The sequence below is a fragment of the Planococcus sp. ISL-109 genome (assembly GCF_018613655.1).
GTDB lineage: Bacteria > Bacillota > Bacilli > Bacillales_A > Planococcaceae > Planococcus.
Genome location: NZ_JAGGPW010000004.1, coordinates 690,808 through 712,964, shown reverse-complemented (window position 1 = coordinate 712,964; position 22,157 = coordinate 690,808). Strand labels below are relative to the sequence as shown.

Genomic DNA, 22,157 nt, shown 5'->3' with positions numbered 1-22,157 from the left:
ATTTCGAGAGGAGGAAACACCATGTCAATGTTGGAAGTAACAGGATTCGGCAAGAGCTTCACTATTCATCATTTGGATAAAACGATGCCCGCAATCAAAGACATCCACTTCTCATTGGAAGCTGGGGAATTTATCGGCATCGTTGGAAAAAGTGGCAGCGGAAAATCCACCATTTTGAAAAGTATTTATCGCACCTATTTACCGGATGCAGGCAAGATTCTTTATGATTCAGAAAAATATGGGTTGGTTGATCTTTCCCGAATAGCTGAGAGGCAGATGCTGTACTTGCGCAAATTCGAAATCGGTTATGTCTCACAATTTTTGAATGTGATGCCAAGGACGACATGCCGCCAACTGGTGACGAATACCTTGCTTGAGATGGGTGAAACTGAGGATATGGCACAGAGGGAAGCGGAAAAAGCATTGACTCATTTTGAACTGGAACCAAAATTATGGGATAGCTATCCAAAAACCTTTTCCGGCGGAGAAAAGCTGCGCTTGAATATCGCTATGGCCACGGTCAAGAAACCGCGCTTGCTGTTGCTCGATGAGCCCACGGCCAGCCTCGATCAGCATTCCAAAATCAAAGTGCGTGAAATCATTGAAAAGCTTAAGAGCAATGGCACTACGCTGGTGGGGATTTTTCACGACATTGAGTTCATGGAAGTGCTATGCGACAAGGTATACGATATGCATCCAAGACGAGAAGTAGGTATTGGCGTTGAAAGCTGATTTACATGTCCATAGCCATTATTCCGACGGATCTGATTCAGTCGAAGCGGTTTTGAGGCGGGCGAAAACAGCCGGTGTTGAAGCCATAAGTTTTGTGGATCACGACACTGTAGCAGGTTGGCTTGAAATAAAGGCCCTGTCCTCATCATATGGCATCAAAGCTGTGCCCGGAATCGAGATATCGGCTTATGATTTTAAACGACAGCGGAAAGTGCACGTTCTCGGCTATGAGTATCATCCAGCTGCTTTACATATTAAAGAGCATTGCGACAAGTTGCTCGAAAGGCGCCATCACCATTCCCTTTGGCAAATGGAGCAGATCAAAGCGGCAGGATACAACTTGGATATCGACGCAGTTATTGCATCGGCATTTCCGTCAAGAACTGTTTACAAACAACACATCATGAAAGAGTTGACGCAAGCAGACTATTCATCTCCGGAATATCAGCGGCTTTACAAAAGCTTGTTCAAAGGACTGGGCCCAGCCGCAGGTGATATTGACTATATCGATGTTTTTGAAGCAGTAAAAGCAATCAAGGCGGACAGAGGACTTGCGGTTGTGGCCCATCCCGGTCAGCTCGATTCTTTTGAATTGATTCCGGAGCTCGTGCGTGTGGGGCTTGATGGCATCGAACGAAACCACTTCGACCATTCAGCGGATGACCACCAGAAAGTGGAGATGCTTGCTGAGGCATTTGGCTTAGTGATGACCGGTGGCAGTGATAACCATGGAACATTCGGCGCAGCGGCCAAAATAGGCGACATTACCAGTCCAGTTGCCGTAAATACCTTTAAGGGTCTATAAAGTTTCTGTGAATTTCAATTTTTCCGGGTTTTTTTTTGAGTCTGTTCCAATATAACTGAAGAAGCAGCGGCGCGTGTTCATATCAGTTAATCCGGTTTAGTTGGTGAGAAATTTTAGATATTAAATAGATTTACAAACCTTAATGTGAGCTATACATAACATGAGTCTTAAATTTACATTTAGCAATTACAATGAACCTGTTAGAAAAATTATCTTAGGAGGCTTACTGAATGAAGCGATTTACTTGGTTCATGTTGCTCGGAATTCTAATGCTAGTGTTGGCAGCTTGTGGAGATGATGCGGGTGATACGGAAACAGAAAGTGAAGGTTCAGCATCAGCATCTGGAGATACAGGAAAAGAAAACTGGCCGGATAAATTTGTGTTTGGCGTCTTGCCGACAGAGGATCAAGAGCAGTTATCTGATCGATTTGAAGACATGGGTACATATTTGGAGAATGAACTTGGGATAGAAGTGGAAATTTTCGTAGGACAGGATTACACAGCGCTTGTCGAAGCGATGGCGAATGGCCATATCCACGGATCAGGATTTGGGCCTTTCGCTTATGTCCTAGCACATGAGCGTGCAGGTGCAGAAGCAATTGCAGTAGGCACAGAAGATGCCGATAATCTTGGGTATACTGCGCAGTTTATTGCACTGGAAGAATCAGGGATTGAAAACTTGGATGACGCTGAAGGAAAATCGATGGCGTATGCAGATCCTGCTTCCGCTTCTGGACACTTATTTCCAAAAGCAATGATCATTAACAAAAAAGGCTTGGATATGGATACAGTTGATGACTACTTTGGCGGAGTCACGTTTTCTGGCAGCCATGAAGCATCACTTTTATCGGTGTTGAATGGCGATGTCGATATTGCCGGAGTTTGCTCTACGTGTATCGCTAGATCGTTGGATGGGATTGACCATCCGAATGAAGAGCAATTGAAAGTGGTGACAGAGTCGGCGTTGATTCCAAACGGTCCTACAACGATTCAACGTGATTTGCCGCAGGATTTGAAAGATGCCTTCAAACAAGCCATCTTAACTATGAAAGATGATGAACTAGGAATGGCCTTTCTTGAGTCAAACAAATGGAGTGATGGATTTGTTGAAGTATCGGATGAGGATTATCAAGTTGTCCGGGATACAGCAGACGCATTGGGACTGAACCCTGAAGACCTACTAAACTAGCTTTCAAATTGTAAAGGTGTCTCGGATTTTCGGGACACCTTTACTATTATAGAAGGAGTGAAAAAAGTGGCTGAAAAAGTTCTCGAAATAAAAAACCTGACGAAAAAGTTTCCAGACGGGACAGTGGCGCTAAATGATATCTCGGTGTCTTTTGAAAAAGGAGACCTGATCGCAGTGATTGGACCAAGTGGAGCAGGAAAAAGCACTTTTTTGCGGTCTATTAATCGACTGCAGGAACCAACGTTTGGTGAGATTTTGATTGAAGGGAAAGATATTTTAAAAACGAAAGGATCCTCCTTGCGAAAGCTTAGAAGAAAAGTGGGAATGGTATTCCAGGGATACAACCTGATTAAACGTTCGTCGGTGCTGCAAAACGTTCTGCACGGTAGGTTAGGCTATTCTTCTTCTATCAAAGGGAGCCTGGGTATGTTTTCGCAGCAGGAAAGAAAGCGTGCTTTAGAGGTGCTGATTCGAATGGGGCTTGAAGAACAGACGCTTAAGCGTGCCGATGAATGCTCCGGCGGCCAGCAACAGCGGGTAGGGATTGCCAGGGCGATGATGCAAGATCCGGTGATTCTGCTTGCTGATGAACCGATTGCCAGTTTAGACCCTGCTTCATCAGCGCGTGTCATGAATTACATTAAAATAATGAGCCAGGAACAAGGGATAACCGCTATTGTAAACTTGCATCAAGTAGACTATGCAAAATCATTTGCCACTAGAATCATAGGGATCCGTGCAGGTGAAATTATGTATGATGGTCCGCCACATCTGCTGTCAGAACATATCATTAAGGATTTATACCAAGACCAGTACGCCGAAGAAGCGAGGGCGCAATAATGGTAGTGAAAACAGGGCAAACAGATGCTATCAGAAGCAACCGGGAAAAAACGCTTGGCAAGGTGGACCAATTGTTGGAAAGACATTCCAATCGCAGTAAACGGATGAACCGGGAACGTGGCTTAGTGGGCGTGATTGTGCTCGCTCTTGTGGTGTGGTCATGGGTGATGACTGAGTTCAAACTTTCTTTTTTGTGGAGTGGGTTGGGCAATATCGCGAACTTTTTTGTCAACGACTTGCTGCCTCCTGACTTTTCGGTGCTCCCAAGGTATTTGCAGCCGGTGATCGATACATTGGTTATGAGTTATTTAGGGATGGTAATGGCGGTCATTCTATCTCTTGTTGCAGGTGTTCTCGCAGCTTCAAATACATCGCCACATAAATTCGTTGCCTTCATTTTCCGAAGTATTGTATCTTTTTTGCGCGCGATTCCGGCTCTTGTATGGGGATTGGTGTTAGTTTCAGCGTTTGGATTGGGATCACTCGCGGGAACGATTGCCATTGGTATCTCCGGCGTAGGGATTTTAGGGAAAGCCTTTGCCGATATTATTGAAGAGATTGATGAAGGGCAAGTAGAAGGCGTGAAAGCAACTGGAGCCAGTTGGCTTCAAGTGCTTGGTCGAGCGGTTTGGCCTCAATTCATGGCGGGGTTTGTCGCCTGGTCCCTTTATAAAATGGATTTGAATATTCGGGAAGCTGCAGTATTGGGCCTTATTGGGGCCGGCGGTATCGGGGTTGCTCTGAACTCGAGTATTAAATTGTTTCAATACCAGGAAGCGGCAACCGGCATTTTAATTATTTTTGCCATGATTATTGCCGTAGAGTATATTACATCACGCGTTAGGAAGAGTATACTATGAAAAAAAACATAAAAGTCTGGCTTGTAGCCGGAGTTGCGTTTCTTCTATTTATCCTCAGCCTGGCGCAGCTCGGGTTATCTCGGGAACGTTTATCCGCGGCTTATGACAGAGGAATGGTGATTGTAGACAGCATGATTCCGCCCAGTGTCTCCAACCCTTCAAATGTCGCTACGGCTGCACTCGAATCGCTGCATGTGGCAGTACTCGGTACATTATTCGGTGTTGTGTTTTCTCTCATCCTGGCGGTATTTGCTGCACGCAATTTAACACCCCATTTTACGGTTAGTGTAGCGGTAAAATCATTTGCTGCTTTTGTTCGCGCGGTTCCTGCGTTGATTTGGGCGATTTTGTTTATTATTGCTGTCGGATTAGGTCCTACTCCGGGAATTTTGGCTTTGGCCGTGAACTCAATCGGCATGCTTGTCAAAGTCTATGCAGAAGCGATTGAAGAAATTGATATCGGCATTGTAGAAGCCATGAAATCAACAGGCGCTTCGCCCATGCAGCTAGTTTTCCAGGGAGTCCTTCCAACGATGATGAGCGCCCTGGTATCATGGTCGATTTTCCGTTTTGATATTAATATTCGCTATGCAGCCATACTCGGCATCGTTGGAGCTGGCGGCATCGGCTGGGAACTGGTCAGAGCGTCGCGAATGGCGGCCTATAGCGAAGTGATGGGCATTACGCTGGTGATATTCTTTATGATTTTAGTAGTGGAAAATGTGACGCGATTGCTTAAAAAGCGGCTGGATCTCGCATCCATGGAAACCGTCCGCTCTTAAGATTAGGAGGAGTTTGATTTGAGTTCTTGGTTGGCATGTATTGATTTAGATGGAACAATGCTTACATCGTCAGAAAAGGTAACCTCGTATACAAGGGAGGTTATTCAGGATTTTCGAGCTGAAGGAAATAAAGTAGCCATCGTGACAGGAAGACACCCCTTATCAACGTTCCCCATCATAAAAATGTCAGGAAAGATGGATGGAATTGCATGTTTTAATGGATCATGGGTGCAAGGTTTAGGGGGTGGACAGATTCATGCAGTTTTTTTTGAACAAGAAGATCATGAATCCATTTCTCGTGAGTTAACAGAGTTAAACGTTCCGGTCATTTGGTCGACGGACAATGCCTTTTATGTGACAAATGCGCCAGTTCGTTTTCCTTTAGAGCAGGGCTTAGTTCCAGTGATTGATGGTAATCTTCCAGTAGGTGAAAAGGTATGGAAGATTACACTGCGAATAGAGTCAGAGAAGCAAAGAGGAGAAATTCGAGAGTGGTGCATGCGTCAACAAGCGATAGAATGGATTGAATCCAGTCCTTCAACTATGGATCTTCATCCATTAAACCAATCAAAAGGGCTGGCACTTCAAAAACTTGCGGATTCATATAATATTCCTCTTTCCAAAACCATTGCAATTGGGAATTGGGATAATGATTTGTCCATGATTGAGAAAGCACAAATCGGCGTAGCGATGACAAACAGTTCCAAGAGCTTATTTTCAGTAGCAAACGAAATTGCCGGTCATCATGATGATCACGGAGTTGCAAAATGGTTATTTTCGCATTCCCAGTCTCTGGTTAAGAAAGTATGAAGAAAAAAGACAAAAGTTCTTTACTCACTTTTTCTGCGGCTACTGCTATTTGTCTAATGGGAGATAGCTTTTTATACATTGCCTTACCTCTTTATTATAAAGAGGTAGGGCTTTCGGCATTATGGCAAGTCGGACTGTTACTGGCATTGAACAGGCTCATTCGCATTCCTTTAAATCCTTATATATCCAAACTGTATCACCGGCTTCCGGTAAAAACAGGTATGCTTGTAGCCATCGGATTGGCAGCGCTCGTGACTTTAGGCTATAGCTTTGCCGGGACGTTCCTCGTCTGGTGTCTCCTGCGGATGATCTGGGGCGTTTCCTGGTCGTTTTTGCGGATCGGCGGGTTGCTCGCGCTTGTGGATCTCAGTGAATTCAGTAATCACGGACAGTGGGTGGGTCTATATAATGGAATTGTTCGGCTTGGAAGCTTTTTTGGCATGGCGGGTGGAGGCGTTCTTGTATGGCTCATCGGTTTTCACTTAACTTCGCTGATTTTTGGCGGTGTGATGGTGCTGGCATTTTTTGTGATGATTTTCACCAAGGTATCGGCTCGGACACAAGAAGCAGGCGTCAAACCGATCTTGATGTCGCCAACAAAGCTACAAGGCGATCTCGGGTTTTATGTGATTGCCGGATTTACGATTGCATTGCTTTCTCAAGGGATTTTTACGGCTTCTTTCAGCTATCTTATGGCCTATCATTATGGTGGGGAATTAATGCTGTTTGATACACTCGTTGAAATTGCGGCAATCGCTGGAACGATACAGGCGATAAGGTGGCTATGGGAGCCGTTTGTCGCCGTAGCGGCAGGAAGGTCGATGGACCGCTCGGCAGGCTCTGCTCCAAGCATTCTACCCACCGTTTTTGTTACTGCACTTACGGGGGTGATGTTACTGGTTTCTGCACCAATTATCATCTGGGTGCTGTGTGCATTAGTTTATATGCTTGGGTTTTCCTGGTTAACTACAATTATGGACGTCCGGGCTGCCAGTGTGAAAAAATCAGTAGCGCATTCGTTTATCGGAGTCTACACAATGTGGAGCGATGTTGGCGCAGCTATCGGCCCAATCATTGTCTTTCTGGCTTTTTCAATCGATGGCGGGATATATGGAATCTTTATTCTTAAAGCGCTTATTCTTCTCTGGCTTGGTTTTAAATGGCATTCACATGAGAAGAGGGACAGGGCACTTATAGCCTCTTGATGTAACGGCAACATTCTAATTCAGTCGTAAAGATTTGTTATTAATCAATTAAAGATAAGGGAACTAAAAACACTTAGTGTTGAATAACAGGTTTTGATTATCTGGAAGCGACACAGTGGTGTTTTTTTCACTGAATTTCCAGGTAAGATAAAGAATATAGAGAGTCTCGTCCACATCTGAACATTTCAATATTAATATACTTGAAAAATAGTTTTTTCATGAGAAAGATAAATCGACCTCTCGAAAATAAACTTCGAGAGGTCGAAAAAAAATATATATACAAGGAGTCTAATCAAACATTGTAAAAGTAAAAAGTATTAACTTTTACAAAATTTTAACATACCCTAAACAATATTAAATTTTACTAACAACATACTAGAGACTTTGATCTTATCACAAAGGAGAAGGATTCATATCAGTTTCAGCAGCGCAATCAAATTCTGCATTACATAAACGAAAATCAAAAAACACTCTATGAGGCCAGCCGGAAGGACAAGGAAGTAAAAAAGCTTATGTTTCGCGAGGATTTCAATACTGCTTTTCAACCGATTCTGTCTTTGACAGATGGTGAGACCATTGGATTCGAAGTGCTCAACAGACCGAAAAGCAGCGATTACTTTCCAACAACAGAAGACTTTTATTCATATATAGGCAAAAGCAATAATGTTTTTCAAATTGAAGGATTTTTGAGGAATCTATCGCTGAGGAAATGTGCAGAACAGGTAAAAAGAGCAGAAGGCCATAAAGATGGATTGATTTTTTTTTGAATATACAGCCCCAAGTATTGACTGATTCTGCATATCGAAGTGGAACGACTTTGGATTTATTAAAAAAATATGGTCTTTCACCAGATCAGGTTGTATTGGAACTGACAGAAAAAGAGGCAGTCAGCGATTATCAAAGTTTTGAAAGAGCCATTGATAATTACCGGAAATATGGATTTCGCATTGCGATAGATGATGCAGGAACAGGATACAATAGCCTTAAAAACATCATTTCCCTGAAACCGGAATTCATCAAACTCGATAAATTTCTCATAAGGGATATTTATAAACAACCTGCCCAGCAGCAATTGGTCGAACTGCTCCTGGAATTTCCCGCACAATCCAATACCTTTATGATTGCAGAAGGGATTGAAAACGTTGAGGAATTACAGTTTTTAAAGAAAATTGGAGTTCACTTTGGGCAGGGATACGCGCTTGGGCATCCGAAGCCTGTGCTGAAAAGAGGTATGATAGAAGCTGAGGAATAAGCAGGGCAGAAGTTTCTATTCCTATTAACAATTCACATGACGTTTCGACAAACTAATTGTTCAAGGAGAGTTATAGGCTATAACTTATACAGTTGAGATTGAGCAAAGTGTAGTGTGTAAATCTTATAAGATTACACGCACTAAAGTGGGCTACTTGTTCGAAGGAACTCAGGGTTTAAAAGGACATGTAGTTGTCGAGAATGAACATTCAGTCGGTTTGAACACTCGCAGTATTTTTTTCAAGAATGTGTACACGCTATAACTACATTCCTATTTTAAAAGGCTTATGTAATTACAAATTAATATTTTTCCCTTGAATGTTCCACATCTGTCATTGAAGTCAGAAAAAGGCAATGGGCCGACTCCATTAGGAATTTTATGACGATGTCATCATATTGAAGACATAAAAAAGGCAGCTTATTGGCTGCCTTTTAACTTACTTAGTATTTGTTGCTCTCGTGATTAGTCATTGCTGCAGGTTCCGGATTATAGTGGCTGTTGCCTTGTTCTGGAGCTTTCTTTTTCTCTACGTAGCTGAGAAGTCCGATAGCGGTGTTGCTCCACTGATTCACTTGTGCGGCATTGGCAGGATCATGTTCGACTTTGGACGAGATACCGGAAGTGATGTTGCGGACGACAGCATTCATGTCGAGCACAGAGTTTTTCGTTCCTTTTGCTGCATCGACCACGTAGTTGATTTTCTCTGTTTTCTGCTGGATGTCTTCCTTCAATTCACTGGTCGTGTGCTGAAGGTGAGTCGTCTCAAGCATCAGCTTGTCCATGCGGCCTTTCAGGTTGTCCGCAGAGCCTTTCATTTTTTTCATCGGTTCCTTCATCCCTGAGATGAGCATGAAAACCCCTATTCCTGCGACGATGAACCCTAAAACGATGATTCCAAGTGCTATGTACAGCCAAATGATTGGATCCATTTTGTTTCCTCCTCCGTATAGATGTATTTGGATATGCTATACCCGATAATTGCCGCAAGTTAACATAACAGTGGTCATAAGGCGTGAAATTCAATCCTAAATATAGTGAAAAACAGAAAGCCAGTATTCCTACTGAGCTCAAAATCCGCGGGAATACTGGCTTTTTGGTGGGGGAAATAGCTCGCACAACTGTTATTCGTACAGGCCTTTATAGCGCTTCATGAATTTGCGGTCGATGCTGTGTTTCATGTCCACGGGTTGCTTCTTGCTTTTCTATCATGTCTTGCTGCCGCATTTATTGCCAGAAATCGCAGCGGGTGCGCGGTTTAAGTATCCTGATTTCCATGAGCTAGACTTGATCACGTTCATCATCGGTTCAGGGCAAGTCGTGACGTTGCCGATATTACTGTTCCCATTCATCAGTGGTGGAGACCCAGCGGTTGCTTCAGCTTATTTATTACTTTATGCAGGGATCGCCATACTGGCATTGCTCGGGATGGACGTAGTACTCCAAAATAATCAGGTACCGGCTAAAGGAGTGGGCACGTGAGCGATTTGCGCATCATTCAACTTGAAAAAATACGGGCAAACACAGCAAAATGGCAATATTGGCTTTTCATTGCAGCCGGTCGAATTGACCATCCGAGAAGGCGAGTTTTTCTCGTTGCTCGGCCCGCCCGGCTGTGGCAAGACGACGCTTTTGGAATTAGTGGCAGGACTAGTTGACGCCGCTAACGGTGAAGTATGGGTGGGGGACACTTATCTAACCGACATGCCGCCAGAAGCGAGACGGGTTGATGGTGTTCCAGCAATCCTTGCTGTTTTCCTATATGACCGAAGAGGACAATGCGGCATTCGGCTTGAAAATCGGCGAAAAAGAGCGCCTCATAAAAGTGAGGGGAATGCTTGGACACGTCGGACTTAATGGGTTCGGCAACCGCTTTTCGAATGAACTGAGTGGCGGCCAGCAGCAGCGGGTTGCGCTAGCGAGAGCACTCGTTTCGAATCCACGTGCGCTATTGGTGGATGGACCATTCAGTGCACTGGACCCGAGCCTACGGGAAGAAAGGTGAGCTGCTGCAAACCGCTTCTGCCAAGAAATTATACGAACGGCCAAATAGTGCTAAAGTCGCCGCGTTTTTAGGGGATAAAAAATATTATTCAAGACAAGCTTACAGATGACGGATTTTCTGTGAATGGTTTGAATATTCAGCTGCCAACTGACGAGGGCGCTAGAGCAGTTCTTAAAGCGGAAATTTGCTGCCGGCAGGATTTAAACAGCTCTGCGGCGTGGTCCAGAAAGTAAGATTCAGCCACGAATTTTATACCGTCAAAGTGCAGGCCGGCGCCCATCAGTTCGAAGTGTCTTTATCCAGCCAGCGAGCTGATGGCATAATATCAGGTGAGGAAATCGAATTGATGCTTAGATTGAAGAGCTCGCTTTTTATATGTTTTTACTATTATATGCTTTGAATTAGAAAAACCGAGAACCAACGAATGACTATTTAAATAACTAAGCTTTTTATTCAATTAAAAAATCAGGGTTAGGGATGGGTTAGTGGAATATTTATTCAACGATGAATTATAAGTGGTTTTTATTCATTTATTGGAATGGGGTGATAACAACTTATCAATCGGGTTAGTGGAATTTCGGTGTTTATGGGTTTGGCATTGCTGATTCTTGCAGTCGGATTTGTATTGGTTGAAGTGTGAGAATCATAGGTTGGTTAAGTTAATGGCTTCTCACATCAAAAATGAAAAATAAATGCACACGTGTTTTGCTGAAATAGAGACCTCAATATAAAAAGCCAGTTGGAAAATCGGATAGATATAGTAACATCGGTAAATAGTACAAAAACGAGTTCGGCTCAATTGTTGCGGAACCGGTTCGCATATTTGGTTTAATTTTACTGTTAATTTTTACAGTAAATAATAGAACACACGTTCTCTTTGTGTTAAAATAGAAGTACAGCTGCATGAGGGCGGTTTGGCCATTCCCTAAGGAAAGGGGGTGGTAGCATGACCATGGCAGAAGCATTTTCGCTGGTGTTAACGAGTGTTGGGTTGACGATTAGCGCATTAACGCTGGTCATTTACTTGATTGTGGTCATTTCCAAAAAAAAATAACCGTCCCATTGGCGTGGGCTGACGGTTATTTCAAAAACCTATAGTGTCCAGCCGACCGCCCTCAGAAGGCGGCATGCAGCTGGCCGGATGCACACAGCATCCGGTTTTTTTCGTTACTTTTAGTATACTAAATTACAGCTATTTTGCAACTGTCTCATATCCAACCCCGCTCATAAGGCACTGGAGCTTCGATATCGGCTCCGAGCTCACGAGCGGCAGTGTACGCCCAATAAGGGTTTCGCAGCAACTCGCGTGCGAGGAAGATGAAATCCGCACGGCCGTTCTGCAGAATCTCTTCAGCGTGGAGCGGTTCGGTGATCAAGCCGACAGCACCGGTCGCGATCGGGGTTTCTTTTTTGATGATTTCGGCAAATGGAACCTGATAGCCAGGGAAGACCGGAATCGGTGCCGGAACGACAGCACCGGAGCTGACATCGATCAAATCGACATTTTGCGCTTTCATCCATTTGGTCATTTCGAGATATTGTTCAGGGGTCATGCCGCCATCTGCATAATCGTTCGCGGAAATCCGCACGAACAGGGGACCGCTCCATACGGCGTTCACTTCGTCCAAGACACGGCGAAGTATGCGGTAGCGGTTTTCACTGCTGCCGCCATATTCATCAGTGCGTTGATTAGTGAGCGGCGACAGGAATTGATTGATCAAATAGCCGTGGGCTGCGTGGATTTCGATGACGTCAAAGCCCGCCTGTTTCGAACGGACCGCGCCTTCGCGGAATGCCTGAACGGTGTCATCGATTTCAACATGTGTCATGGGCGTTGGTGTTTTGTATTTATCATTGAAGGCGATCGCGCTCGGAGCTTGTATGTCTCCATCAACGGTCGCTTTTCTGCCGGCATGTGCAAGCTGGATGCCGGTTTTTGCACCGTTCGCTTTCATTAAGCGGACGATTTCCGCTTGCCCTTCGATATGGGCGTCGTCCCAAATGCCGAGGTCGCGAGAAGAAATGCGCCCAACCGGCTGGACAGCAGTTGCTTCGGTGATGATCAGGCCAACACCGCCGACTGCACGGGTCGGGTAATGGATGCGGTGCCAGTCAGTGACATGGCCGTCTTCTTTATCGCTTTGGTACATGCACATCGGCGCCATGACGATGCGGTTTTTGAATGTCACATCTTTGATTTGGAACTCTTCGAATAACTTTGCCAAGTGGAATTCCTCCTTCTATAGTTATACAAGATCTATACAAGGAATTAGTATACCGGAAAACTTATTTGAATTCTTTGCCAAGCTCTCGGGAGCGGTTCGCGGCAGACGATACGCAGTCACCCACGATGCGCTTGAAATCATTATCATAAAGTGCCTGAAGTCCGGCTGCAGTCGTGCCGTTCGGGCTTGTGACGCGTTCGCGCAGCACGGAGAAATCTTCCTGCTGAAGCATTTCAGCCGCACCGTCGAAGGTTTGGCGCACAAGTTTTTTCGCATCCGCGGAAGACAAGCCGTTATCGATTCCTGCTTGGACCATCGATTCTGCGAAATAATACAGATACGCCGGGCCGCTTCCGGCAATGCCTGTCACCGCATGCAATTGGTCTTCTTCGACGACTGTGACGCCACCGATTGAAGACAATAGTTTCCGCAGCAGGTGCTGCTGTTCTTTCGTGACAAATTTGCTCCATGCGACTCCTGTCGCGGATTTGCCGATTTGGGCGGATGTATTTGGCATTGCACGGGCGACCGCGAAATCGCCGACATGTTTTTGGATCGTATCGATCGAAACGCCTGCTGCTACTGAGACGATGACGGTATCATCCGTCAGGTTTTCCCGGATGCCTTTTAATGCAACTTCGACATCTTTTGGCTTCATTGCAAGCAAAATGAAATCGGCATCCTTCAACTCGTTTTTGTCGTCGCAGACAATATTGACGCCGTATTCATCGTGCAAAAATTCCAAGCGGTCCTGGTCCGACCGATTCATTACGGAGATTTCCTCTGGTTTCATAATTCGCTTATTGATCCAGCCGTGGATCATGGATTCGGCCATCGATCCGGCTCCTACACATACAATTTTCATACATTCCACTTCCCTTTCTCAAAATAAAAAGCGCAATCATCCCTGTTACTCCAAGGACGAAAACGCTTGTTTCCGCGGTACCACCTAAGTTTGCACAATTGCACAACTCGATGTCCTTATCGCGGACAGACGACCGTGTTTGCACGGCAGCTCAGAAGTAGGTTCAGGAAGGGAGCGGGGGTGCGCGTTTCAGCGTTGGCGCACTCTCTTGTACCCATCACCTTCCGTACTATTCTTCATCTACGCTTACATATGTTATTAAATTATAGATAAAGAATTTTTATTTGTCAAATTAGCTGGCCGGCGTGACGCCGCCTAATATTCAAGGTATGATAAGTGAATAGACGTTCATTTTAGGAGAGTGGAAATTATGGAACCGATCAAAATCATCATCCCGACGCCATTTGCCGTGGGAGACGTCAATTCCTATCTATTAAAAGGAGATGCGCTGACCTTAATCGACGCCGGACCGAAAACGCCCGAAGCGTGGTACGCGCTGAAAGCAGGATTAAAGGCGGCTAATGTTGCACCTGCTGATATTGAACAAGTGATCTTGACTCATCACCACCCGGATCATGCCGGCTGGGTCGATGGGTTTGAGTCGGCGAAACTTTACGGCCATCCGTATAGCGACCTATGGCTGCGCCGCGATAAAGCCTTTTTCGATTACCACGACGCCTTTTACCAGGAGCGCTTAAAAGAAGAAGGCGTGCCGGGCGATTTGATGTTTTGGATGAAGAAAATGAAGCGTCCGCTCAATCTGATGGGCGACCGCCCGCTGGATATGGCGATAAACGAAGGCGATACTTTGCCAGGGCACCCGGATTGGCACGTGCAAGAGTCGCTCGGCCATGCACAGAGCCATTTGTCGTTTTGGAATCCGGAACAGCGGATGATGATCGGCGGTGACAATGTCATCGCCAAAGTTTCGTCGAACCCGTTGATCGAACCGCCGTTTAATCCGGAAGAAGGACGACCGAAGTCCTTGCTTCAATACAATGCATCACTCAGCCGCCTATTGAAAATGCCGATCGATGTCATCTACAGTGGTCATGGTGAAGAAGTGCGCAATGTTCATGAACTGGTGTCGACGCGTCTTGAAAAGCAGCATCAGCGCGCCATGAAAGTGCTGGCGATGTTGGATCGCTCACAGGAGCAGTCGGTTTATGAATTGACCAAAAAACTATTTCCACATGCTTATGAAAAAGAGCTGGGCTTGACGCTGTCAGAGACGATCGGCCAAATCGATTACTTGCTTGAAGAAGGCTTGATTGAAGAGCAGATGGACGACCGGGGCATTTTCCTTTACCGCCAGGCTTAACGCACAAAGTTGCACGCACTAGCGGCAACAGGTAAACTGAAATCAACTAATGGCAACAAGAATCTATGCGCAAAGGATTGGGATAAAGTGAAAAAAGCAAGTTTGTTTCTCGCAGGGATTCTGCTTCTGGCGGGTTGTTCTGATGAAGCGGCGCCGACCGAACCAGCAGGTGAAGAAGAGCCGGAAATCGCAGTTGATCAAGAAGATATGACAGAGGAAGGCTTTATTACTCAAGTCGGCAATGGCAGTATCCTCATCAATAACATTTACTTTGCCGTCACGGATGATGTGGAAGTGCAGTTTGCAGAAGGCGGCGAAACGACCGAAGCCGCCATCAGCGACATCCGCACCGGCATGAAAGTTTCGGCGGATTACTCAGAGCCGCTTGCAGAATCTTTTCCGATGCAAGGGGAAGCGGAAAAGATCACGATCTTAATGGATGAAGAATCCAAGCGCCAGTCAGAAGCGCTGCAAGCATTCATCAACGGCGAACAACTGTCCACACTTATTTTGATGGGACAGCCGATCGTCCGCGGCGATGAAATCGGCTTTTTGTTCACCGATATGGAGTCGGGCGAATTAACCGAAGTGCGCATCGACATGAATACACTGGAATATACAATGGGCAATACAGAAAGTGAAGGCACCGAAGAGTAAACAATAGTCGTCTTTACTGTCAGGACAACCAAGACCGAGCGGCAATATGCTGTTCGGTCTTTTATTTTCAGCTTCATATCTTGCTTCATTCTTATAGAAGAAACAGAGATGATATGCATATTTGTGAAAAAAGATGAAAATTTATGCGCGCTTCTCTTGCGTTCTGAAAAATGCCATGTTAAGATGTGTATATTCATTGCATATAACGCATAAAAATACAGGAGGTCATTCATTTATGAACAAAAAAATTGTACTCGCATACTCAGGTGGACTTGATACATCGGTAGCCATTCCGTGGCTTAAAGGGGAAGGCTACGACGTCGTCGCAGTATGCCTCGACATTGGAGAAGGAAAAGACTTGGAATTCATCAAGAAAAAAGCGCTGCAAGTCGGAGCGGTCGAAAGCTATATGATTGATGCCAGAGACGAATTTGCCGAAGACTATGCACTTATTTCGCTTCAAGCCCATACCTTATATGAAGGCAAATATCCGCTCGTGTCTGCATTGTCTCGCCCATTGATCTCCAAGAAACTCGTGGAAATCGCAGTGGAAAGCGGCGCTACGGCAGTTGCACACGGTTGTACAGGTAAAGGCAACGACCAAGTGCGTTTTGAAGTGTCTATCAAATCCTTGAACCCGGATCTTGAAGTGGTGGCGCCGGTTCGTCAGTGGGGCTGGTCACGTGATGAAGAAATCGCGTATGCCAAGCAGCATGATGTGCCGATCCCGGTCAATCTTGATTCACCGTTCTCGATTGATATGAACTTATGGGGCCGTGCCAACGAATGCGGCATTTTGGAAGATCCATGGGCGACACCTCCAGCAGATGCATACGACATCACTAATGCACTCGAAGATACGCCGGATACGCCGGACATCGTTGAAATCGAATTTGTTAAAGGCGTGCCGACAAAATTGAACGGCATCGATTATAAATTGACGGAACTGATTTTTGAATTGAACCATTTGGCAGGAAAACACGGCGTCGGCAGAATCGACCACGTCGAAAACAGACTGGTCGGCATCAAATCCCGTGAAATCTACGAAGCGCCTGCAGCAATGACATTGATTGCAGCACACAAAGAACTTGAAGACATCACTTTGGTGAAAGAAATGGCGCATTTTAAACCGGTTATCGAAAAGAAAATGACGGAATTGATCTATGAAGGACTGTGGTTCTCACCGCTCCGCGTAGCACTTGAAGCGTTCCTGAAAGAAACACAGGAATTCGTCAACGGCACGGTACGTGTGAAATTGTTCAAAGGCCATGCCATCACGGAAGGGCGTAAATCGCCGAATTCCCTATATAGCGAAGAGCTTGCGACATATTCTACAGACGATACATTCAACCATGCATCAGCAGTCGGCTTTATCGAACTATGGGGCTTACCGACAGTCGTCAACTCGAAAATTAATAAGAAAGAAGTCGCGGTCACGACACAAGTTAAAGAGAAGGTGCAATCATGACCAAACTGTGGGGCGGTCGTTTTCAAAAGACCGCCGAACAGTGGGTCGACGAGTTTGGGGCATCCATTGCGTTTGACCAGAAACTGGTGCTCGAAGATTTACAAGGCAGCATGGCACATGTGAAAATGCTCGGTGCATGCAAAGTCTTGCCACAAGAAGATGCGGACCTCATTTTATCGGGGCTCGAGACTTTGCAGAATAAAGCGCAAAACGGCGAACTCGCCTACAGCGTTTCGAATGAAGACATCCACTTGAACTTGGAAAAATTCCTGATCGATGAAATCGGCCCAGTTGGCGGCAAGCTGCACACAGGTAGAAGCCGCAACGACCAAGTAGCGACCGATATGCATCTGTATTTGAAAAACCGTGTAACGGAAATCATTGAATTGATCGAAGCTTTCCAGTCGGCAATCGTCGAACAGGCAGAAACGCATGTCGAAACGGTCGTGCCTGGCTATACGCATCTGCAGCGGGCGCAGCCGATTTCATTCGGCCACCATTTGATGACGTATTTCTGGATGCTGCAGCGAGACAAAGAACGCATTCAGGAATCCTTGAAGCGCATCGATATGTCGCCGCTCGGAGCGGGGGCGATGTCCGGGACGAGCTTCCCGATCGACCGGGAAATGTCCGCGGAACTGCTCGGCTTCTCCGGCGTTTACCAAAACAGCCTGGATGCCGTCAGCGACCGGGACTTTATCCTCGAGTTCCTCAGCAACGCCTCGATGCTCATGATGCATTTGTCCAGGTTCGCTGAAGAGATCATCCTATGGTCGAGCGAAGAGTTCCGCTTTATCGAACTCGATGACACCTTCTCAACCGGCTCGAGCATCATGCCGCAAAAGAAAAACCCGGATATGGCAGAACTTATCCGTGGCAAGACCGGACGTGTCTACGGCAATCTGTTCGGCTTGCTGACGACTTTGAAAGGCTTGCCTCTTGCATACAATAAAGATATGCAAGAAGACAAAGAAGGCATGTTCGACACCGTCCACACGTTAATGGGCTCGCTGCCGATCTTCGAAGGGATGGTCCGGACGATGACCGTCAATACGGCATCCATGGAAAAAGCCGTCAACTCCGACTTTTCGAATGCGACAGAGCTTGCGGATTATTTGGCAGCAAAAGGCATGCCATTCCGTGAAGCGCACGATGTCACCGGAAAACTGGTCTTCACATGCATTCAGCGTGGCTATTATCTGAAGGATTTGCCGCTTGAAGACTTACAAGCAGCAAGCCAGCTTTTTGAACAAGACATCTATGAGACTTTGCTGCCGAAAACGGCCGTCAAACGCCGCACCTCGCTTGGAGGCACCGGGTTTGACCAAGTACATTATCAATTGGGACTAGCCAAGAAACTCATCGGGTGATCAGTAGTCCAATTATAAACGCGCTTGTCTTGTACGGTACAACAGGCGAGCAATTGCGTCCGGTTCTCTCCCCCTAAAGAGAATCGGTTTTTTCATGGGCTTTTTCGGTCAACTACACGAAATGTCCATAAAGGTTTCACAGGCAATTTGGCGGTTTTTGCGCACCATCTCTGATAAGATAGAGGTCGTGAGAGAGAGGAGCGTGTTTGAATGGCCACCGATTTTAATTTGCTGCTGGCTTTTGGTGCCGGATTCTTAAGTTTCATTTCGCCATGTACTTTGCCTTTATATCCTGCCTTTTTATCTTATATTACGGGCATGACCATGGATGAGATCAAAAATGATCGAAAAGTGATGCAACGCCGGGGAATGTTCCATACTTTGTTCTTCCTATTGGGCTTTTCCACGATTTTTATCGCGTTAGGATTCAGTACATCATTCTTTTATGAATGGTTTGTCCGCTATGACGAATTGATTCGCCAAGTCGGCGCATTGTTCATCGTCATTTTCGGACTGATGATCGTTGGGGTCTTTACACCGAAGTTTTTGATGCAAGACCGCAAGTTTTCGTTCAAGAACCGGCCCGCCGGATTCTTGGGTACGTTCGTCATCGGCCTGGCCTTTGCGGCAGGCTGGACGCCTTGTACGGGGCCAATCACAGCGGCGATATATGCGCTGGCTGCGACCAATCCAGGCTCAGGAGTCTGGTATATGCTTGCGTATGTGCTCGGCTTTTCGATTCCATTTTTCGTGTTGTCGTTTTTTGTTACCCGCCTCGGCTGGCTGCGAAAGCATCACAGCATCATCATGAAAGTGGGCGGCTTTATTATGATTGCAGTAGGGATTTTGCTGTTCTTTGACGGCATGACGTATATCATCCGCATCTTGAGCCCGATTTTCGGGGACTTCCAAGGATTCTAAAAAGAAGGTGTCAATATGGAAACCATTGCATCAATGGAGCAATTTCAACAGAAAGTTCAAGCTGAGGAATCATTTTTGCTGTTCGTCAAAACTGACAATTGTTCGGTATGCGTTGGGCTGAAGCCGCAAGTGGAAGCATTGGAGCCGGATTCGTCGATTCCTTTTTACTTGGTGAACGCGGCGCGCGTCCCAGAAATCGCTGGCCAATTGATGCTGTTCACGGCACCTGTTGTGATCCTGTTCAAAAACGGCAGCGAACAGCTGCGATTCGCCCGCTTTGTGCGGATGGACGAATTAGCGATGCGATTGGAAGAACTGGAGGCGGAACTGGATGGATGAACTCTTCAACAGTATTCCGCCGGCCGTCTTTCTTGCAGTAACGACGATCGGTGCACTCGTCATGGGTACGCTCGCCATCATCGTCCGGTCGAAATCGGCAAAAAAGCCCGCTTCGGCCAAAAAAATCATTTTGCCCCCGCTTTTTATGTCGACGGGTGCATTGATGTTCATTTTTCCGTTTTTTCGATTGGCGCCGCTGCAGATTGCAGAAGCGCTGGTGGTCGGCATGCTGTTTTCGATCATCTTGATCCGCACATCGAAATTCGAAGTGCGGGATGGGGAGATTTACCTGAAGCGATCCAAAGCGTTTGTCTTCATTTTGCTCGGCCTATTGATTGTGCGCCTATTGGCGAAAGTCATACTCAGCGCATCGATCGATATCGGTGAGCTCGGGGGCATGTTCTGGCTGCTGGCATTTGGCATGATCGTGCCGTGGCGCTTAGCCATGCTAAGGAAATACCAATTGATTGCAGGACAAAAAAACGCTGTTCCCGAGTAAGGGGAACAGCGTTTTTTTAGTGTTCTTTAACGGTCTGTAAGACTACCGCTTCTATAGTGGGAGTCTTACAGGCCGGTTAAGTCCGATTGGAACAACTGACAATCAGTAGGGACGAGGAAAACCCCACCTGATTGAAGTTTCTCTTTATTGTTCGAAATACTGTTCATACGGCGCGACGTCGATTTCAAGCTCGTCCAGTTTTTTGCGCAGAAATTTGTGGTCGCGCTTTGGCGTCGCTTGAATATAGCCACGGATGATATGTTCCATTTCCATTTTCTTCACTTTTTCTTGCAGCAGGATCTGTCCGATGCGCCCAGCGATTTTCTGCTTGGCTACGGGCCGGAACAAGTCCGGCACCGGCTGCACGAGTTCATTCAATAATTCTTTTTCTTCGGTTCCCCATAAATGGATCGTTTTGTCTACGTAGTATTCTTCCCAGTTCAAATCCGACAAGCCATCTTCTTTTGGCATCGATTTCAGGAATTTCCGGAACATAAAGAATCCGCCGATTGCAAACAGCCCAACTAGCACGACGCCCCAAAACAATATGAACCATAAAAACCAGCCTTGTAATTCCACCTTGATTCACCTCAATCATTCTCTATTCCATTATAGAAGCCCAGCAAAGAAAATTCACCTGAAATGTATCCTTTTTTTGTGTTTGTGTCTATATAGCGAATGAAGGGAGGTGAGCAACATGGCATACAGCGATTTTAAAAACGCAAGCATGCGGTTGACGTTCGACAACGGACTCGACGAACAGGGGCGCTTGAAGCGCAAAGTGAAGGCCTACCAGAACGTCACAGAAAACGCATCACCAGCAGGGATGTTCACAGTGGCACAAGTGCTGGAAGCATTCGGCACGAAGCCGCTCATGGAACTGGAGAAGATTTCCGGTTCAAGCATCTACCAATAATAAGGAGGAGTACACATGGCGAAAACATTGGAATTGATTTTTGAAACAGCCGGGGGCAAAGCGGTCACCTTGACGGTCGATGAGCCGCGCAGCGATTTGACGGCTCAGGAACTTTTTTCCGGCATGCAGGCGATCATAGACCAGAGCGTCTTTGAAATCAGCGCTTCACCGCTTGCTTCCGTTAAGTCAGCCAGAATCGTCGAACGCAATGTCGTCGAATACGAAGCATAAGCAATCAGGCCTCCCCGCAAAAGCGGGGAGGTTTTTTTAAAAGGAAAGGAGGCGCTTCGATGCAGGAATGGATGCAATGGACACAGGAACTCGGATTTCCGATATTCGTATCGTTTTATTTGATGCACCGCGTGGAAGGCAAACTCGTCGCCATCCATGATGCGCTCATCACCTTGAAAATGCCGTGATTTCACAAAGTTGTGATTTCTAAGCGCTAAAGATGGATTGTTTTCAGGCGTTTGTTCGGCTATGATATATGCAGTTATGAGAGTGGGGGCATTAGTATGAAATGGAAATGGATGGCGCTTGTGTCCGCGCTTGTGTTGTTTCTAGGAGCATGCGGCACGGATGCGGTCGAAGATTTTACTTATACCGATCACCGCGGCGATGAAATAAGCAAAGAGGATTTGGATGGGACGCCGTGGATTGCGACGTTCGTCTTCACCAATTGCGAAACGGTGTGCCCGCCGATGACGTTCAATCTGGCAGATCTGCAGGGGGAAATCGAAGCAGCTGGCCTGACAGATTATAAAATCGTTGCATTCAGTGTCGATCCGAAAGCCGATACACCGGAGAAAATACAGGAATACTTGTCGTACTACCCGATTCCCGACGAGAGCAAATGGCATGTGCTAACCGGTTATTCGCAGGATGAAATTGCGGAATTTGCAACTGATAATTTCAAAACTTTGGTCAAAAACGACCCGAACAGCAATCAAGTGATCCACGGTACTTCGTTTTACCTGGTCGACCAGGAAGGCGCAGTCGTCGGCAATTACGACGGGTACGAAAATGTGCCGACTGGAGAAATCATTGAAGCGATAAAGGAATTAGAAGAATAGAAAAGCTGCCGAGAAATACGGCAGC

At 46.1% G+C, this 22,157-nt stretch carries 26 protein-coding genes, 1 pseudogene and 1 other annotated feature; of the genes and pseudogenes, 23 read left to right on the top strand and 4 right to left on the bottom strand.

Annotation, left to right across the window (positions count from 1 at the left end; translation table 11 throughout):
* The first annotated feature begins 21 nt into the window (after nucleotides 1-21).
* From phnL to J7E21_RS16180, 9 genes are all read left to right on the top strand, one after another.
* On the top strand, nucleotides 22-732 hold the full coding sequence (gene phnL / locus J7E21_RS05400; protein WP_215105437.1) for a phosphonate C-P lyase system protein PhnL: 711 nt from the start codon (nucleotides 22-24) through the stop codon (nucleotides 730-732).
* Nucleotides 722-1,537, top strand: coding sequence for a PHP domain-containing protein (locus tag J7E21_RS05395; protein WP_215105435.1), 816 nt, complete (start codon nucleotides 722-724; stop codon nucleotides 1,535-1,537). The genes phnL and J7E21_RS05395 overlap by 11 nt, the downstream gene beginning before the upstream one ends.
* Nucleotides 1,538-1,767: 230 nt before the next feature.
* Nucleotides 1,768-2,727, top strand: a complete 960-nt coding sequence (locus J7E21_RS05390; protein ID WP_215105433.1) for a phosphate/phosphite/phosphonate ABC transporter substrate-binding protein — start codon at nucleotides 1,768-1,770, stop codon at nucleotides 2,725-2,727.
* A 66-nt stretch (nucleotides 2,728-2,793) separates the two neighbouring features.
* The gene (gene phnC, locus J7E21_RS05385) at nucleotides 2,794-3,567 is read left to right on the top strand and encodes a phosphonate ABC transporter ATP-binding protein (RefSeq protein WP_215105432.1); all 774 of its coding nucleotides are present in this window, start codon (nucleotides 2,794-2,796) and stop codon (nucleotides 3,565-3,567) included.
* The gene (gene phnE / locus J7E21_RS05380; protein ID WP_215105431.1) at nucleotides 3,567-4,427 is read left to right on the top strand and encodes a phosphonate ABC transporter, permease protein PhnE; all 861 of its coding nucleotides are present in this window, start codon (nucleotides 3,567-3,569) and stop codon (nucleotides 4,425-4,427) included. The genes phnC and phnE (J7E21_RS05380) overlap by 1 nt, the downstream gene beginning before the upstream one ends.
* On the top strand, nucleotides 4,424-5,209 hold the full coding sequence (gene phnE, locus J7E21_RS05375) for a phosphonate ABC transporter, permease protein PhnE (RefSeq protein WP_215105430.1): 786 nt from the start codon (nucleotides 4,424-4,426) through the stop codon (nucleotides 5,207-5,209). Before phnE (J7E21_RS05380) ends, phnE (J7E21_RS05375) begins: the two co-directional genes overlap by 4 nt.
* Nucleotides 5,210-5,227: 18 nt before the next feature.
* Nucleotides 5,228-6,019 (top strand): HAD family hydrolase, encoded by a 792-nt coding sequence (locus J7E21_RS05370; protein WP_215105429.1) that lies wholly within the window; start codon nucleotides 5,228-5,230, stop codon nucleotides 6,017-6,019.
* Nucleotides 6,016-7,224 carry an MFS transporter gene (locus J7E21_RS05365; RefSeq protein ID WP_215105428.1) on the top strand — a complete coding sequence of 403 codons (1,209 nt, stop codon included), beginning with the start codon at nucleotides 6,016-6,018 and terminating at the stop codon, nucleotides 7,222-7,224. Before J7E21_RS05370 ends, J7E21_RS05365 begins: the two co-directional genes overlap by 4 nt.
* A 763-nt stretch (nucleotides 7,225-7,987) precedes the next feature.
* Complete coding sequence (locus J7E21_RS16180) at nucleotides 7,988-8,476, top strand: EAL domain-containing protein (RefSeq protein ID WP_353047731.1); 489 nt, start codon at nucleotides 7,988-7,990, stop codon at nucleotides 8,474-8,476.
* A gap of 440 nt (nucleotides 8,477-8,916) precedes the next feature.
* Here J7E21_RS16180 and J7E21_RS05355 read toward each other — a convergent pair whose 3' ends face one another.
* Entirely contained in the window at nucleotides 8,917-9,405 is a 489-nt protein-coding gene (locus tag J7E21_RS05355) for a DUF948 domain-containing protein (protein ID WP_215105427.1), read from the bottom strand.
* Nucleotides 9,406-9,670: 265 nt separating this feature from the next.
* On the opposite strand from J7E21_RS05355, the gene J7E21_RS05350 reads away from it, so the two are divergent.
* From J7E21_RS05350 to J7E21_RS16175, 3 genes and pseudogenes are all read left to right on the top strand, one after another.
* On the top strand, nucleotides 9,671-9,955 hold the full coding sequence (locus J7E21_RS05350) for an ABC transporter permease subunit (protein WP_215105426.1): 285 nt from the start codon (nucleotides 9,671-9,673) through the stop codon (nucleotides 9,953-9,955).
* 21 nt (nucleotides 9,956-9,976) lie between these two features.
* A pseudogene (locus J7E21_RS16525) lies at nucleotides 9,977-10,117 on the top strand (ATP-binding cassette domain-containing protein); the annotation flags it as partial.
* An 85-nt stretch (nucleotides 10,118-10,202) separates the two neighbouring features.
* Nucleotides 10,203-10,478, top strand: coding sequence for an ATP-binding cassette domain-containing protein (locus J7E21_RS16175; RefSeq protein ID WP_285228726.1), 276 nt, complete (start codon nucleotides 10,203-10,205; stop codon nucleotides 10,476-10,478).
* Between the two features lie 1,208 nt (nucleotides 10,479-11,686).
* On the opposite strand, the gene namA is transcribed toward J7E21_RS16175, so the two are convergent.
* Both namA and proC read right to left on the bottom strand, forming a co-directional pair.
* Nucleotides 11,687-12,703: an NADPH dehydrogenase NamA gene (gene namA / locus J7E21_RS05340; RefSeq protein ID WP_215105425.1), complete on the bottom strand. Its 1,017-nt coding sequence runs from the start codon at nucleotides 12,701-12,703 to the stop codon at nucleotides 11,687-11,689.
* A gap of 61 nt (nucleotides 12,704-12,764) precedes the next feature.
* Nucleotides 12,765-13,568, bottom strand: coding sequence for a pyrroline-5-carboxylate reductase (gene proC / locus J7E21_RS05335; protein ID WP_215105423.1), 804 nt, complete (start codon nucleotides 13,566-13,568; stop codon nucleotides 12,765-12,767).
* Nucleotides 13,569-13,617: 49 nt separating this feature from the next.
* Nucleotides 13,618-13,820, bottom strand: a binding site (T-box leader).
* 118 nt (nucleotides 13,821-13,938) lie between these two features.
* On the opposite strand from proC, the gene J7E21_RS05330 reads away from it, so the two are divergent.
* From J7E21_RS05330 to J7E21_RS05300, 7 genes are all read left to right on the top strand, one after another.
* Entirely contained in the window at nucleotides 13,939-14,889 is a 951-nt protein-coding gene (locus J7E21_RS05330; protein WP_215105421.1) for an MBL fold metallo-hydrolase, read from the top strand.
* An 87-nt stretch (nucleotides 14,890-14,976) separates the two neighbouring features.
* Nucleotides 14,977-15,546 (top strand): YobA family protein, encoded by a 570-nt coding sequence (locus J7E21_RS05325; protein WP_215105419.1) that lies wholly within the window; start codon nucleotides 14,977-14,979, stop codon nucleotides 15,544-15,546.
* A 235-nt stretch (nucleotides 15,547-15,781) separates the two neighbouring features.
* Nucleotides 15,782-17,014 (top strand): argininosuccinate synthase, encoded by a 1,233-nt coding sequence (locus tag J7E21_RS05320; RefSeq protein ID WP_215105416.1) that lies wholly within the window; start codon nucleotides 15,782-15,784, stop codon nucleotides 17,012-17,014.
* Complete coding sequence (gene argH, locus J7E21_RS05315) at nucleotides 17,011-18,384, top strand: argininosuccinate lyase (protein ID WP_215105415.1); 1,374 nt, start codon at nucleotides 17,011-17,013, stop codon at nucleotides 18,382-18,384. Before J7E21_RS05320 ends, argH begins: the two co-directional genes overlap by 4 nt.
* Nucleotides 18,385-18,594: 210 nt before the next feature.
* Nucleotides 18,595-19,305 (top strand): cytochrome c biogenesis CcdA family protein, encoded by a 711-nt coding sequence (locus J7E21_RS05310; RefSeq protein WP_215105413.1) that lies wholly within the window; start codon nucleotides 18,595-18,597, stop codon nucleotides 19,303-19,305.
* A gap of 15 nt (nucleotides 19,306-19,320) precedes the next feature.
* Nucleotides 19,321-19,644 (top strand): thioredoxin family protein, encoded by a 324-nt coding sequence (locus J7E21_RS05305; protein ID WP_215105411.1) that lies wholly within the window; start codon nucleotides 19,321-19,323, stop codon nucleotides 19,642-19,644.
* Nucleotides 19,637-20,143, top strand: a complete 507-nt coding sequence (locus J7E21_RS05300; protein WP_215105409.1) for a CcdC family protein — start codon at nucleotides 19,637-19,639, stop codon at nucleotides 20,141-20,143. The genes J7E21_RS05305 and J7E21_RS05300 overlap by 8 nt, the downstream gene beginning before the upstream one ends.
* Before the next feature lie 144 nt (nucleotides 20,144-20,287).
* Here J7E21_RS05300 and J7E21_RS05295 read toward each other — a convergent pair whose 3' ends face one another.
* Nucleotides 20,288-20,722 carry a DUF2621 family protein gene (locus J7E21_RS05295; RefSeq protein WP_215105407.1) on the bottom strand — a complete coding sequence of 145 codons (435 nt, stop codon included), beginning with the start codon at nucleotides 20,720-20,722 and terminating at the stop codon, nucleotides 20,288-20,290.
* A gap of 118 nt (nucleotides 20,723-20,840) precedes the next feature.
* Here J7E21_RS05295 and J7E21_RS05290 point away from each other — a divergent pair, with 118 nt between their 5' ends.
* The 4 genes from J7E21_RS05290 to J7E21_RS05275 all read left to right on the top strand — a co-directional run bounded on the left by J7E21_RS05290 (nucleotide 20,841) and on the right by J7E21_RS05275 (nucleotide 22,132).
* Nucleotides 20,841-21,059 carry a DUF1659 domain-containing protein gene (locus tag J7E21_RS05290; RefSeq protein WP_215105406.1) on the top strand — a complete coding sequence of 73 codons (219 nt, stop codon included), beginning with the start codon at nucleotides 20,841-20,843 and terminating at the stop codon, nucleotides 21,057-21,059.
* Between the two features lie 15 nt (nucleotides 21,060-21,074).
* Complete coding sequence (locus J7E21_RS05285; protein ID WP_215105405.1) at nucleotides 21,075-21,290, top strand: DUF2922 domain-containing protein; 216 nt, start codon at nucleotides 21,075-21,077, stop codon at nucleotides 21,288-21,290.
* A 59-nt stretch (nucleotides 21,291-21,349) separates the two neighbouring features.
* The gene (locus J7E21_RS05280) at nucleotides 21,350-21,478 is read left to right on the top strand and encodes a YvrJ family protein (RefSeq protein WP_215105402.1); all 129 of its coding nucleotides are present in this window, start codon (nucleotides 21,350-21,352) and stop codon (nucleotides 21,476-21,478) included.
* Nucleotides 21,479-21,574: 96 nt separating this feature from the next.
* Entirely contained in the window at nucleotides 21,575-22,132 is a 558-nt protein-coding gene (locus J7E21_RS05275; RefSeq protein ID WP_215105400.1) for an SCO family protein, read from the top strand.
* Nucleotides 22,133-22,157: the final 25 nt, after the last annotated feature.

Excerpts from the sequence above, each read along its gene's own strand:
- phnE (WP_215105430.1), top strand. The coding sequence starts at position 4,424 with ATGAAAAAAAACATAAAAGTCTGGCTTGTAGCCGGAGTTGCGTTTCTT.
- J7E21_RS05310 (WP_215105413.1), top strand. The coding sequence starts at position 18,595 with ATGGCCACCGATTTTAATTTGCTGCTGGCTTTTGGTGCCGGATTCTTA.
- J7E21_RS05300 (WP_215105409.1), top strand. The coding sequence starts at position 19,637 with ATGGATGAACTCTTCAACAGTATTCCGCCGGCCGTCTTTCTTGCAGTA.
- phnL (WP_215105437.1), top strand. The coding sequence starts at position 22 with ATGTCAATGTTGGAAGTAACAGGATTCGGCAAGAGCTTCACTATTCAT.
- J7E21_RS05390 (WP_215105433.1), top strand. The coding sequence starts at position 1,768 with ATGAAGCGATTTACTTGGTTCATGTTGCTCGGAATTCTAATGCTAGTG.
- J7E21_RS05355 (WP_215105427.1), bottom strand. The coding sequence starts at position 9,405 with ATGGATCCAATCATTTGGCTGTACATAGCACTTGGAATCATCGTTTTA.
- J7E21_RS05365 (WP_215105428.1), top strand. The coding sequence starts at position 6,016 with ATGAAGAAAAAAGACAAAAGTTCTTTACTCACTTTTTCTGCGGCTACT.
- J7E21_RS05280 (WP_215105402.1), top strand. The coding sequence starts at position 21,350 with ATGCAGGAATGGATGCAATGGACACAGGAACTCGGATTTCCGATATTC.
- J7E21_RS05320 (WP_215105416.1), top strand. The coding sequence starts at position 15,782 with ATGAACAAAAAAATTGTACTCGCATACTCAGGTGGACTTGATACATCG.
- J7E21_RS05275 (WP_215105400.1), top strand. The coding sequence starts at position 21,575 with ATGAAATGGAAATGGATGGCGCTTGTGTCCGCGCTTGTGTTGTTTCTA.
- phnE (WP_215105431.1), top strand. The coding sequence starts at position 3,567 with ATGGTAGTGAAAACAGGGCAAACAGATGCTATCAGAAGCAACCGGGAA.
- J7E21_RS05285 (WP_215105405.1), top strand. The coding sequence starts at position 21,075 with ATGGCGAAAACATTGGAATTGATTTTTGAAACAGCCGGGGGCAAAGCG.
- J7E21_RS05305 (WP_215105411.1), top strand. The coding sequence starts at position 19,321 with ATGGAAACCATTGCATCAATGGAGCAATTTCAACAGAAAGTTCAAGCT.
- proC (WP_215105423.1), bottom strand. The coding sequence starts at position 13,568 with ATGAAAATTGTATGTGTAGGAGCCGGATCGATGGCCGAATCCATGATC.
- J7E21_RS16175 (WP_285228726.1), top strand. The coding sequence starts at position 10,203 with ATGGTGTTCCAGCAATCCTTGCTGTTTTCCTATATGACCGAAGAGGAC.
- argH (WP_215105415.1), top strand. The coding sequence starts at position 17,011 with ATGACCAAACTGTGGGGCGGTCGTTTTCAAAAGACCGCCGAACAGTGG.
- J7E21_RS05330 (WP_215105421.1), top strand. The coding sequence starts at position 13,939 with ATGGAACCGATCAAAATCATCATCCCGACGCCATTTGCCGTGGGAGAC.
- J7E21_RS05290 (WP_215105406.1), top strand. The coding sequence starts at position 20,841 with ATGGCATACAGCGATTTTAAAAACGCAAGCATGCGGTTGACGTTCGAC.